10 protein-coding genes are annotated in these 13,041 nt (G+C 48.1%); all 10 read right to left on the bottom strand.

All coding sequences use genetic code 11. The features are described from left to right. Positions 1-31: 31 nt before the first annotated feature. Positions 32-1,387: a UDP-N-acetylmuramoyl-L-alanine--D-glutamate ligase gene (gene murD / locus MKY62_RS08570; RefSeq protein ID WP_003181544.1), complete on the bottom strand. Its 1,356-nt coding sequence runs from the start codon at positions 1,385-1,387 to the stop codon at positions 32-34. Continuing rightward, entirely contained in the window at positions 1,388-2,362 is a 975-nt protein-coding gene (mraY, locus tag MKY62_RS08565) for a phospho-N-acetylmuramoyl-pentapeptide-transferase (RefSeq protein WP_003181543.1), read from the bottom strand. A gap of 127 nt (positions 2,363-2,489) precedes the next feature. Then, positions 2,490-3,956 (bottom strand): UDP-N-acetylmuramoyl-L-alanyl-D-glutamate--2,6-diaminopimelate ligase, encoded by a 1,467-nt coding sequence (locus MKY62_RS08560; protein ID WP_003181541.1) that lies wholly within the window; start codon positions 3,954-3,956, stop codon positions 2,490-2,492. Positions 3,957-4,151: 195 nt separating this feature from the next. Then, the gene (locus MKY62_RS08555) at positions 4,152-6,086 is read right to left on the bottom strand and encodes a stage V sporulation protein D (protein WP_003181540.1); all 1,935 of its coding nucleotides are present in this window, start codon (positions 6,084-6,086) and stop codon (positions 4,152-4,154) included. 142 nt (positions 6,087-6,228) lie between these two features. Further along, positions 6,229-8,364 carry a penicillin-binding protein gene (locus MKY62_RS08550; RefSeq protein WP_003181538.1) on the bottom strand — a complete coding sequence of 712 codons (2,136 nt, stop codon included), beginning with the start codon at positions 8,362-8,364 and terminating at the stop codon, positions 6,229-6,231. 6 nt (positions 8,365-8,370) lie between these two features. After that, the gene (gene ftsL / locus MKY62_RS08545) at positions 8,371-8,724 is read right to left on the bottom strand and encodes a cell division protein FtsL (RefSeq protein WP_003181536.1); all 354 of its coding nucleotides are present in this window, start codon (positions 8,722-8,724) and stop codon (positions 8,371-8,373) included. 31 nt (positions 8,725-8,755) lie between these two features. Next, a complete protein-coding gene (gene rsmH, locus MKY62_RS08540; protein WP_009328554.1) occupies positions 8,756-9,694 on the bottom strand; it encodes a 16S rRNA (cytosine(1402)-N(4))-methyltransferase RsmH in 939 nt (312 codons plus the stop codon). A gap of 65 nt (positions 9,695-9,759) precedes the next feature. Continuing rightward, positions 9,760-10,191: a division/cell wall cluster transcriptional repressor MraZ gene (gene mraZ / locus MKY62_RS08535; RefSeq protein WP_009328555.1), complete on the bottom strand. Its 432-nt coding sequence runs from the start codon at positions 10,189-10,191 to the stop codon at positions 9,760-9,762. A gap of 125 nt (positions 10,192-10,316) precedes the next feature. Further along, on the bottom strand, positions 10,317-11,933 hold the full coding sequence (gene bshC / locus MKY62_RS08530) for a bacillithiol biosynthesis cysteine-adding enzyme BshC (protein ID WP_003181529.1): 1,617 nt from the start codon (positions 11,931-11,933) through the stop codon (positions 10,317-10,319). Positions 11,934-12,017: 84 nt separating this feature from the next. Beyond that, complete coding sequence (locus tag MKY62_RS08525) at positions 12,018-12,899, bottom strand: 2-dehydropantoate 2-reductase (RefSeq protein WP_003181528.1); 882 nt, start codon at positions 12,897-12,899, stop codon at positions 12,018-12,020. Between the last annotated feature and the right edge of the window lie 142 nt (positions 12,900-13,041).

Raw genomic sequence — 13,041 nt, 5'->3', positions numbered from 1 at the left:
ATTCTTAGGGCTATCTTTACGAGACAAGCCCTTATTTAAGCATATGCACGGCGTTTACAAACATGTCACCACGTTCTTCAAATGTTTTGTACTGATCCCAGCTTGCGCAGGCCGGGGACAGAAGAATGACATCTCCTTCGTCTGACAGGCTGAACGCCGCAGTTGCTGCTTGTTCAACATTATCGACACGTTTAACCTGTTGTATTCCCATTTCTTCGGCCAGCTTCTCAAACTTCGGCGCGGTCTCGCCGAAAGTGATCACCGCTTTTACAAAAGACATATGCGGCTTTAGTTCATCAAATTCATTTCCGCGGTCAAGCCCCCCTGCCAGCAAAATGACCGGCTTTTGAAAGGCGGACAGCGCTTTTTTCGTCGCAAGAATGTTTGTCGCTTTGCTGTCATTGTAAAACAGTCTGTTTTTGATCGTCGCGACGTATTGCATCCTGTGCTTAACACCTGTAAAGCTCGTCAGCACCTTACGGACGGCCGCGTCGGAAACGCCTGCTGTTTTAACGATGCAAAGGGCGGCCAAAATGTTCTCCAAATTGTGCTCTCCCGGCAAAACGACGTCTTCCAGCGGCATGACCGGTTCGCCGTTAAACATGATTGCGCCGTCTTTCACGCACGCTCCGCGCTCAAGTGTCCGGCGGACCGAAAAATACACCTTCTCCGCTTTTGAACACTCCGCGAGCCGGACGACTGTCTCATCGTCCAAATTGACAACGGCAACGTCTGTTTCCGATTGATTTCGATAGACCTGCTGTTTGGCAAGCTCATAATTTTTGCGCGAATGGTGATAATCGAGATGGGCATCAAATACGTTTAATAATAATCCAATCTTCGGTCTGAATTGATAAGTCCCCATGAGCTGAAAACTCGACAGCTCTGTCACGATCCATTCGTCTCCGCTGGCCTGATTGGCCACTTCGCTTGCCGCCGTACCGATATTCCCAGCAACGAGCGCTTTTTTCGAATCGGCCTTCAGCATTTCATAAACAAGCGTTGTCGTTGTCGTCTTTCCGTTTGAACCGGTAATGCCGATGAACGGAGCATCTGTCAGATGATAGGCGAGTTCAACCTCCGTCCAGACCGGGATACCCCGCTTCAGCGCTTCTTCGACCATCACGTTTTCATAGCGGATGCCCGGATTTTTAATCAGAATGTCGATCGAATGAAGATCAAACAGTTCCGTCGGATGAGAGCCGCAGACGACTTCCACCCCTTTTTCCGCGAGAATCCGCGCAGGTTCATTTTCCTCAAAAGGCAGCTGGTCATTCACGACAACCTTTACGCCTTTCTCATGAAGGATCGAAGCGGCAGCATATCCGCTTTTCGCCAGCCCCAGTACGAGCACATTTTGATTTTGCAATAAATCTTGAGTATCCACTTATAACCACACCTCGATGTAAATTCCTAAGACGGCAAGCAGAAGCCCCGCTGTCCAAAAAGTGACGACAACTCTCCACTCAGACCATCCGACAAGCTCGTAGTGATGGTGAAGAGGGCTCATTTTGAAAATTCGTTTGCCGGTCGTTTTAAATGAAATGACCTGCAAAATGACGGACAGCGTTTCAATGACGAATACACCGCCGATGATAACAAGCAGGATTTCCAGTTTCGTTAAAATCGCGATCGTCACAATCGCGCCGCCGAGGGCAAGCGACCCTGTATCTCCCATAAAGACTTTCGCGGGGTGCGCGTTAAACACAAGAAATCCTAACACCGCTCCGACAACGGCAACCGCGAAAATTGCGACATCGTATTGCGACTGGTTCCACGCCAAAATCGCAAACGCACCGAACGCGATGGCAGCTGTACCCGACAACAGACCGTCAAGCCCGTCAGTCAGGTTGACGGCATTTGAACCGCCGACAAGCATAAAGATGACGAGCACTGGATAAATCCAGCCGAAGTCAAACGACAGCTCTGTTCCCGGAATGCGGATGTCAGTCGGCATTCCTTGGAAGTGGTAGACGGCATAGAATACGAGAGCAATCACGATCTGACCGATCAGTTTTTGTTTGGATGTGAGTCCAAGGTTGCGCTTCATCACGACTTTAATATAATCATCCAGAAAGCCGAGCAGACCGTATCCAACCGTAACAAACAAGAGGAGGATCATGTTCATGCTGACTTCGGAAAATTTCATCGTCATAACAATGGTCGTCGCGATAATCGACAATATGATCATGACGCCGCCCATCGTCGGCGTTCCCGATTTTTTCTGATGGGATTTCGGACCTTCCTCACGGATGCTCTGCCCGAATTTCAGCCTTCTTAAAAACGGAATGAAAATCGGAGATAAAAGAACGCTGATTAAAAAGCCCATGATAATGGTAAATAAAATTACTTGTTCGAGCATCGTTCTTCTCTCCTTTCCGCATGATATAAGAAGCAGCATACGCATTTATCATATTCACTGTTTTTTTTCATATGTTGATTTATTTCATCCATCATTTCAACAACTCTTTCCTGTAGTTCTTTTTCGATTATTTCAGCTCAAGAATGGCTCTTTTGGCCACCTCAGCGTCATCAAAATCAAAGGTTTGACCGCCGATCTGCTGGTAAGTTTCATGGCCTTTGCCTGCAATCAGGACGACATCGCCTTTTTTGGCGTTTGCAATTGCAAAAAAGATCGCTTGCTCGCGGTTGACGATGCTGTGATAGTAAGCTCCTTTTACGCCTTCCTCCATATCGTTTAAAATGGCGAGCGGGTTTTCGCTTCTCGGGTTATCGGCTGTAAAGACGGGTTCATCAGCAAGGTCAACGGCGATCTTCGCCATTTTCGGACGCTTCGTCTTATCGCGGTCTCCACCGCAGCCGACGACGACAAACAGCTTTCCTTCCGTTAAGCCTCTGCACGTATTCAAGACATTTTCGAGGCTGTCAGGGGTATGGGCATAATCGACGATCACCGGGAAGTCCTGGCCTGCGTCCACAAGCTCAAATCTTCCTCTGACCCCTTTCAGCCCTTCAATTCCTTCTGTAATCGTGGCAAACGGGATATCCGCTGCAATCGCGATCGCGGCAGCCGTTAAAACATTGTAGACGTTAAACAGGCCGACAAGCGGAATCGTCACTTGTGCAGAACCTTTTGGCGTCACCAGGTCAAAGGTTGTCCCTTTCGGAGCCATTTTGATATTTTCAGCCATGACATCGGCATCGTTTTGAATTCCGTATGTCAAAAGATGTGCTGACGTCACTTGGGCGAAATAGGCTGAAGCAGGGTCATCCGCATTCAGCACGGCCCACTTCGGTGTTTCGTGGTTAAAGGATCCGCCGAGCTGCGAGAAAAGCAGACTTTTCGCATGTTTATATTCTTCCATTGTCTCGTGGTAGTCGAGGTGGTCCTGGGTCAGGTTTGTAAATGCGGCGATATCGTAATCACACCCGTGCACCCGGCCCATGTGGAGAGCGTGTGAAGATACTTCCATGACGGCTGTATCCACACCCTGATCAACCATTTTTCTAAACGTTTTTTGAAGTGTGACGCTTTCCGGCGTCGTATTTTTCGCCTCGAACGTTTCGTCGTGGATTTTCGTGTACATCGTGCCGATCAGTCCTGTACGGCTCCCGGCTTTTCTAAAGATCTCCTCCACCATGTGAGAAGTCGATGTCTTGCCGTTCGTGCCTGTAATTCCGATCAGCCTCAGCTGCTTTGTCGGCTGGCCGTAAAAAGCGTCCGACAGCACGGCAAGCGCTCTCTTCGTATGACGGATGATAATCACCGGCACATCGGCGTCCACTTCCCTTTCCGCCACAATGGCGGCAGCCCCTTTTTCAGCGGCTTGGCGGGCGTAGTCATGCCCGTCGACTGTATAGCCTTTTATACAAACAAAAAGACTCCCTGTCTTGACTTCCCTGGAGTCCATCTCAATTGAAGTTATATCAGGGTCTTCTTGGCCGGCATAGGAAGGTGCATTTTTTAAATATGTAAGAAGCTTTGTCAATTTCATCGTATCAAACCTCTCAAGTCTCATCATTCTTCATTCGTTGTCATATTGATTCGCCGCACGAGCTTCGTGCAGACATACAGTTCATATTTTAGCGTAAAAAAGAGGATACATCCAGCTAATCCTTTAAAATCGATATATTTTTTAGGAGGAACGGCCCCGGACATCAGCAGGCAGCCGCTCCTATATTGAAACGAATTAATCAGAGGCTCCGTCATCGCTGTCAAGATAAATGCGAATCGTCGATCCTTCTTTTACTTTTTCGCCCGGCTTAGGGGACTGCTGAACGACGACATCGCCTTCTCCGGAAGCCTTCAGCCTGAGGTTGATCAGCAATGGTTCAAGCTCTGTCACGGAAAGCCCTATAAGGTTCGGGACCTCGATCAGCTTTTTGTCCAGCCATTGATATTCGCGTTCGATCTGATCTTTCCGCTTCTTAACGCCGAGCTGCGGAAGACTGTCTCTCATGATGTTTCCGACGATCGGCGCTGCAACCGTACCCCCGAATTGAATCGTTCCTTTCGGGTTGTCGACGGCGACGTAGACGACAATGCTCGGATCATCTGAAGGAGCCGTTCCGATAAATGAGACGATGTGGTTGTTTTTCAAATATTTCCCGTCTTTTACTTTTTGCGCCGTACCGGTTTTGCCGCCGACCCGGTAGCCGTCGACAAAAGCGTTCCGCCCCGTCCCCTGGGCGACAACGCTCTCCAGCGCGTAGCGGATCTGTTTGGATGTCTCTTCAGAAATCACTTTTCTTTTGGCGATCGGCGTCTGTTTTTTCACTGTTTGTTTTGTCACGGGATCAATCCACTCTTTGGCAATATACGGCGTATACAGCGTTCCGCCGTTAACAGCCGCAGAAACGGCCGTGACCTGCTGGATCGGCGTCACCGATACCCCCTGCCCGAAAGCTGTTGTCGCCTGCTCTACGGGGCCGACGCGGTCAAGAGGGAATAGGATGCCTGTTCCTTCGCCTTGCAGATCGATCCCGGTTTTTTGTCCGAAGCCGAAACTTTTAATGTAGGTGAACAGTTTTTCTTTGCCGAGCCGCTGACCAAGCTCAACAAATCCCGGGTTGCACGAATTTTGGACGACTTCAAGAAACGATTGTGCGCCGTGTCCGCCGCGCTTCCAGCACTTCAGCCTCGCGCCGTCCACTTCAACGGAACCTTTATCATAGAATTGATCTTTTTGGAGGTTGACTTTGTTTTCCTCCAAAGCTGCGGCAAGCGTGATGATTTTAAAAGTAGAACCCGGCTCATATGTGCTCCATACAGGCAGGTTCCGGTTATAGACTTTGGGATCGATTGATTGGTAGTTTGCGGGATCAAAGTCCGGCCGGCTGACCATCGCCAATATCTCCCCGTTTTTCGGATTCATCGCAACACCGACCATACCGTCCGGATTATACTTCGCTTCTGCGATATCAAATTCCCGCTCCATGATCGTCTGCACCTTTGAATCGATCGTCAGCTTCATATCAAGCCCGTCTTTCGGCGGGGTATAGTCATCCGCCTCCCCAGGCATTCTCTTGCCTTTTGCATCGGAATAAAATTTCACATAGCCCTTTTCGCCCTTCAGCTCTTTGTCATAAAAGGCTTCAAGGCCGAGCAGACCCTGGTTGTCAATGCCCGCAAATCCGAGCACATGGGACAGATAGCTGCCGAACGGATAATGGCGGATCGAGTCTTCTGCGATGTATACGCCTTTCAAATTGAGATCTCTGACTTCTTTTGCTTTCTCGTGGGAAATCTTCCGGCCCTCGGGATTGATCCTTTCAATCGACGTTTTTTTCGTGACATGTTTATACGCTTTTTCTTCCGACATATTCAAAACGCTGGCCAGCAGTCTGCTCGTTTTGATCGGATTTTCAACTTGCTTCGGAACAACCAAAACCGATGGCGCGCTTTGGTTTGTTGCCAGCTTGACGCCGTTCCTGTCCAATATTTCGCCCCTTTCCGGCTCAAAAGGAAGGTTCCGGCTCCAAGAATCTTTTGCTAAAGTCGTCAGTTTATCCCCGAGAACGAACTGAACGTATCCGAGCCTTGTATCAATAATCAAAAAGATGATCACACCAAAAAGCAGAACGAATATTAAACGTTTTCTGACCGTTACATTGGAAACGCGCAAGAGACCGTTCACTCCTTATTTAGGCTTGTTTCATTTTATGCCTCGGAGCGTTTTGATAGAACGGCCCGATTTTTCATCTATTCAAGGCGGCCGCGTCCAAACGGAAGGCTATCGACTTTGAGCCGATAGCCTTTGACGGGATCTATTCGTTTTTCAATCTGACTTTCACGACTGAATTTGCTTTTAATTCTTTGCCTGCTTTTACATTTTGACTCTTCACATAGCCCTGGCCGCTCGTTTCGATATGAATGCCTGCCATGGCGCCGAAGCGGAGGGCGTCCCGTTTTGACCAGCCTGTCATATCTGGGAGTGTGATTTTCCCGTCGGTTTTCAGGAAGACCCGTTGGTTCGGCAGGACGGCTTCGCCCGCTTTCGGGTACTGTTCTTTCACAGCCAAGCCATCGCCGATCGTAACGGGAACAAGGCTGCTGCCTTGCGCCTCTTTTGCGGCGGATTCGGCTCGTTTGCCGGAGAAATCAGGCATTTTCAGCTGTTTTTCTTCCTGCTTTTCTTCTTTTTCAGTCTCTTTCGGTGTGATATTTAAGTAGTGAAGACTGTTTTTCATCACCGGATTGAAAATTTTTGACACCGGAGCAGAGCCTGTTTCCGTAGCTTTTAATTGCGGCTGCTGCACGGCCACATAAACGAGAAGCTGCGGATCGTCCTTCGGGGCCATGCCCATGAAGGAGAACACGTAGTTTTCGCGGCCGGTCAAATATCTGCCGTCTTCTCCGGCAATTTGCGCCGTACCGGTTTTTCCGGCGACATCAAATCCTTCGATCTTGTACGGCTGCCCCGTTCCTTTTTCAGATGTGACGACTTTTCCCAACAGCTCGCGCACTTCTTTTGCCGTTTTGGCAGAGATCGGCTGGCCGACTTGTTCCGGTTTATTTTGATAAATCGTTTTGTTTTTGTCAGAATCAACGACATGATCGATCACATAAGGCTTCATCATTTTTCCGTTATTGGCGATCGCCGTCGCGGCCTGAAGCTGCTGGATCGGCGTGACAGCAGAGCTCTGTCCAAAAGCCGTCGACACTTTATCCCGCAAATATTCAAAGTTGATTTTGCTGTTCGCTTCCCCAGGCAGGTCAATCCCCGTTTTGTCGTAAAAATGGAATTTCCGCAAATATTGATTGAACCGGTCCGTGCCGAGTTTATCGTTGGCAAGGATCGCAAACGCGACGTTTGAGGAGCGTTCAACACCTTCATTAAAAGTGATCGGGCCCCAGCCGTTTCCACCGTTATGGTCTTTGATCGGCTTATCTTTTTTAGAAACCGAATATGATCCAGACTTGTATTGTTCTCCTCCATTATATACGCCTTCTTGGATGGCCGCCGCCAATGTGAAAATCTTCATCGTCGAGCCCGGCTCAAAGCTGTAGGAGACAAGGTCGTTGTAATAGTTCGTGACATCGCGCACGTTCGGGTTGAAGCTCGGCCTTTGCCCCATCGCAAGCACTTTGCCCGTTTTCGGATCAACAACCGCCGCCATAATCTTTTTCGGCTTGTACTCTTTTTGAACGGTCGTCATGCTGTCTTCCAAAAACGCCTGGATTTTTTGATCGATCGTCAAATACACGTTGTCTCCGTTGTTTGGCGCTTTAATCTTTTCATTGCTGTTCGGCAGGCGCCAGCCCGTTCTGTCGGTATCGTACGTCATGTATCCGTCCGTTTCTTTCAAATAATCGTTCAGCGTTTTTTCAAGGCCCATCATGCCTTGCATTTCACCCGTTTTTTCGTTGATCTGCGAATAGCCGATGAGGTTGGAGGCGAAGATTCCGTTTGGATAGTAGCGCTTCGTATCGCGGGTGAACACGATGCCCGGCAGCTTCAGCTTTTCGATTTTCTCTTTTTGGGCGTATGTCAAATCCCGTCCCGCCGATCCGAATTCGACCTGAAACGCTCCTTTTTTATTTAGAATATCGAGCACTTTCCCCTCATCCATGCCGAGGATCGGCGCGAGCTTCTCAGCTGTCAGCTGCTTGTCCTTAACGTATTGAGGCTTCATCTTTTCGCTCATAATCGCGACAAGCTTATATGTCGTAGCATCTTCGGCAAGCACTTTTCCGTTCCGGTCAAGGATCGATCCCCGGTGGGCTTCGATCGTCCGCTTTTTCTCATACTGTTCGTTCGCCTTCTGCGCAAGCACTTCGCCGTTCACTTTTCCCGTCGCTTGAATAAACGCAAACCGTCCTACGATGACAAAGAAAAAGAGGGCAAAACAAATGCTGAGTATTGCCGCTCCTCTGTTCATGAATTTATTTTTTTTCGGCATTTTGCATCATTCCTGTATGTCTTTCACTTTTTTATCACCCAATTTAAGGCCTTTTTTCCGGGCGATGTCCATGATACGGTCCGGCTCTTTCAGCATATCGGCTTCTTTTTCGAGGTCATCAACTCTGCTGCTTTCCGTTTCAACCTTCTTTTCGAGCTTTTGAATTTCAATATTGGTCTGATACGCGGCAAAAGCCTTTGAAATCATAAAAAGTGAAGCGCTGAGCACAGCCAGGGCGAAAAGCACAATCAATACCTTTTCCCCCAGCGTAATCGATGCTCTTCTCCGGATGATAACGGATTGTTCTGCACTGTCTGTCTGTCTTTGCTGTTTTTCTACTTTATAAGCCAAATTGCTCATAGACTGATGACCTCCTTTTAATTCGTACAGCTCACTCTCGTGCTTTTTCCGCGATGCGCAGCTTCGCTGAGCGCGCACGGTTATTGTGTTCAAGCTCCTCTTCGGAAGCTGTGATCGGCTTTCTGTTGACTAATTTTAATTTCGGTTCAAACTCCTTGGGGATCACGGGCAGTCCGTGAGGCAGTTCAGGAGGCGACGACATGTCTTTAAATGTCGATTTGCAGATCCGGTCTTCCAGCGAGTGGAATGTGATGACCGATACTCTTCCGCCCGGCTTCAGCACCTCAATCGCCTGCAAAAGCGCTTCTTCAAATACCCTCAACTCATCGTTTACCGCAATTCGAATCGCCTGGAAGATCCGTTTAGCCGGATGCCCGCCGCTTCTTCTTGCCGGTGCGGGAATCGCCTCTTTGATGATATCGACAAGCTGGCCTGTTGTTTCAATAGGCGATTGTTCTCTTGCTTTTTCGATTTTCCTGGCAATTTGCTTGCTGAACTTCTCTTCTCCGTATTTAAAGAAGATTTTCACGAGATCCTCATAAGGCCATTCATTGACGACTTCCTTTGCCGAAAGGCCCGCCGACTGGTCCATTCGCATATCAAGAGGTGCATCATGATGATAGCTGAAGCCCCTTTCGGGTGTATCCAGCTGAGGAGATGAGACGCCTAAATCAAATAAAACACCGTCCACTTTCGTGATGCCGATTTCGTTTAGACGGTCTTTTAAATACCGAAAATTGCTTTTTATGAAAACGACTTGTCCTTCATAATCCGCCAGTTTTTCCTTCGCATGGCGGAGTGCGGTTTCATCCTGGTCAAAAGCGACCAATTTGCCTTTTTCAGACAGCTGTGAAAGCAAATACTCGCTGTGACCGGCACCGCCTAATGTGCAGTCTACATATGTACCGTCTTCTTTTACATTTAAACCATCAACTGTTTCTTTTAATAATACTGTTGTATGCTCAAACATTTCTTTACTAGTCCCACCTTTTTCAAATGAACTGATTGCAGAAGCGCCGCATGCGCAAAGATTCATTATATATCAAATCCGATCATGTTTTCAGCTATTTCGGCAAATGAATCTTCCTGCTCTTCTACGTATTGTTCCCAAATCTCTTTGCTCCACAATTCAATTCGATTTGAAACTCCGATGACCACGCATTCCTTCTCAAGCTTTGCATAATTTAACAGCGGTGATGCAATGTTGATCCGGCCCTGCTTGTCCAATTCGCATTCGGTGGCTCCGGAGAAAAAAAAGCGGGTAAAAGCGCGTGCATCTTTCTTCGTAAGAGGAAGGGCCTTCAGTTTTTCTTCGATGAGTTTCCATTCGGACATCGGGTAGCCAAACAGGCACTGATCAAGCCCGCGCGTCAGAACGAACTGCTCGCCGAGGCCTTCTCTGAATTTCGCCGGAACGATCATGCGGCCTTTTGAATCAATCGTATGCTGGTATTCACCCATAAACATGATCTCGGTCCCCACTTTCGTTCCTCAACTCACCACTATCCACCACTTCTCTCCACAAATTTATTTTACACTGTTTTAGAACAAAAAAAAACCCTGAACTACTCAGGGTTTTTTAAAAAATTATTTCAAAGTTTGACAACTTGATGCATGTTTTGAAATGAATATGGCAAATCCTTGTATTTTTCCAAGAAATCCGGACCGTATTTGTTCAAATAATACACGATGTTCCAAATTCTCTCCTGGGGAGCGTCTAAAGGTTTGATGCTTGTTTGAATTTTGTCAAAATCACGCAAAATATAGTTTTCTTTTTCTTCAATCCTTCTGATGACTGTTTTCTCCAAAAATTGGAGCTGATCTTGAATGAAGCCCGCGTTTTTTTCTAAAAGGGGGCCGAGGCTGCCGTCGATTTCGAGGGCTTCGGCGCGCACTGCGGAATGAATGTTTTCGATTTTTTCTTTCGCCTGTTTGACCGAATCGGTAAATCCGTTCGGAACCTTATCTTGAAAATACTGCTCTTTTTTGGCCCGCGCTCCCTTTTCAATCGATTCGCGGAGTTCGATTCCCCGTTCGTCCAGCTTTTTTTCGATGTGCCGTTCAAGGAATGTAACCTGAAGCCTCGGTACGACAGGCGGCATTTTATAGCCCATGACCTGAAAAGCGCCTTTCAGCTCGCCCCAATAATTGATCTCTCCGGGACCGGCGATGAACGCCAATGTCGGTAGAAGATATTCCTGCATGAGCGGCCGGGTTACGACATTATTGCTGAACGCTTCCGGGTTCTGGCAGATCAAATCGCAAAGCTCTGCTTCAGACCACTGAAGATGAAGCTCTTTTATAAAAAACGCGCCGTTTTCTTTTTCAATTAAAAACCGCTCGCCGTCGCGCTCATAAAAAATGTTCGCATGTTGTGCGGCCCCTTCGATAATCGGTGTGTAACCCAGTTGTTTCATCAATTCCTGCTGCCGTTTGACAGAGTCGGTCAGCTCATCGTTTTTGTCCAGCAGCTGCCGGAAAAAGCGCGCTTCAAGGTTTCTGATGCCCGGGTCTCCGGAATTCAAAAGGATCAAGCCGTCTTGTTCAAACATGTCGGCAACAAGAAATTCGAAAAAATCGGTAAAAGAAAGAGACTGCCTTAAACATCGGCGCAAATGGCCGAGAAGATCATTCGTATACTCCGTTTCTTCAAATGAAGCAAAAATCCCGTCCAGCCACTTTTCAGCTTTCTCGGCATCGAGCGCCGTTTTTGCCGCCTGGCTTTTTTTCCAGTGGGACTGCGGGAGCTTGTGCTTTTTCACCTTGCCGCCGTCAGAAATGTAGACGTGATTGATTTCTTCCAGATCATGGTCTTCCCCCGCAACCCAGAATACCGGAATGACCGGAACGTTCAGCTCTTGTTCTTTTTGCTTTGCTAATAAAAGGATCGATACGATTTTATGTATAGTGTAAAGAGGACCCGTTAAAAGGCCGGCCTGCTGCCCTCCGACAACGACGACGCTTTTCGGATCGCGAAGGCGTTCGATTGTTTCATTCATGGTTGCCGATTGAAATTTGCGGTGATAGTCGAGCAAATAGTCTGCTAACGCATCGCGGTCATACGTCCGGGAGGAAAGGTCATCCAAACGGACACTCCAACTTTCATTGCTTAGGCCGTAATCAAAAAACGGCTCTATCTCCTTTTTTCCATTTATATAGTCTCGTACAAAAGGGTTTTGACTTTGTATGGAAAGTTCAGTAAGCTGCATCTCTAGAACTTCCTTTCTCCAGTAAATAGTTAGCTATCCGAAACGAGTATAGCACGTTATGCGATTCGGTCAAAAGATTTAGCTTCATTCGTTTTCAAGCGCCTTGATGCTGCGATATAAAAAGGTAAGGTGCGGGGCGGGCTCTCCTGACTCTTTTGCCCGCTTCAGCAGATAGCCGATGATCGCATCCGCTTCCGTTTTTCTTTCTGCCAGCACATCGGCAAGCATTGAGGACGTGTTGCTTTTCGTCCGGCGGCAGACGGAAAGAACATGGTCCCACGCTGCCTGGCGATCTTCAAGTTCCAAAATCCGGCTCGCTTCTTCAAAGACGAACTTCATATAGGCCCCATACATCGGCTCCTCAAGCAGCGCGCCGTTTTTCACCCGCAAAAGAGCCGTCAGCGGATTGATGCACGCATTGACAATCAATTTTTCGGCGAGGGGCTTATACCAGTCTTCGCACCAAATAAAAGGGAACGCTTCATGCACCGAAGCGAGCTCTTTTTTCAGCCGGGCGGCGGATTGGCTTCGGAACGCGCTCCATTTTACGGCCCCTTTTCCCGTGTGCCGGAATGTACGGTCATCCACCCTGACAGCTCCGTGTTCCACAGATCCCGTATAGATGCGGTGGCCCGTCTGCCATTTTTCAAGCACGGGAATATGCGCCATTCCATTTTGCAGGAACATGATGTCAAGAGGAGCCGCCTGCTCCAGCTCAGACAGAACGGCTCCGAGCTGATGCTCCTTTACGGCAACAAAAAGAAGGTCGCAGTCCGGATCAAGTTCAGTCACGCCCCTGGCGTTCACGGTCATCTCTTTCCCGTCTTCAAGAAGGCGGATTCCCTTTTCTTCAATCGCTTCCGCCTGTTCCTTTCTCCGCGCAATCACAGTCACTTCGTGGCCGAACGAAAAATAGTATGCAAAAAGGAGGCCGACCGAGCCTCCTCCGATGACTCCGATTTTCACATTCTCACACCCTGATTTTTTCATATACTGTATATCATAGCAGAAATTTTCGCCGTTGACTTGTCAGTTGTTTCAAATATTCAGAACCGTTTCGCTTCATTATATTAGAAAATTTTTATCATTTGGATTTTTTGAAAAAAGC

The organism is Bacillus sp. FSL R7-0646, from assembly GCF_037969865.1.
GTDB classification, from domain to species: Bacteria; Bacillota; Bacilli; order Bacillales; family Bacillaceae; genus Bacillus; species Bacillus licheniformis.
This window is presented reverse-complemented; position numbering and strand designations above follow the sequence as displayed.

Coding starts and splice junctions, on each gene's coding strand:
- mraY (WP_003181543.1), bottom strand. CDS start 2,362: ATGCTCGAACAAGTAATTTTATTTACCATTATCATGGGCTTTTTAATC.
- MKY62_RS08560 (WP_003181541.1), bottom strand. CDS start 3,956: ATGAAATTGACAAAGCTTCTTACATATTTAAAAAATGCACCTTCCTAT.
- MKY62_RS08550 (WP_003181538.1), bottom strand. CDS start 8,364: ATGCCGAAAAAAAATAAATTCATGAACAGAGGAGCGGCAATACTCAGC.
- ftsL (WP_003181536.1), bottom strand. CDS start 8,724: ATGAGCAATTTGGCTTATAAAGTAGAAAAACAGCAAAGACAGACAGAC.
- rsmH (WP_009328554.1), bottom strand. CDS start 9,694: ATGTTTGAGCATACAACAGTATTATTAAAAGAAACAGTTGATGGTTTA.
- mraZ (WP_009328555.1), bottom strand. CDS start 10,191: ATGTTTATGGGTGAATACCAGCATACGATTGATTCAAAAGGCCGCATG.
- bshC (WP_003181529.1), bottom strand. CDS start 11,933: ATGCAGCTTACTGAACTTTCCATACAAAGTCAAAACCCTTTTGTACGA.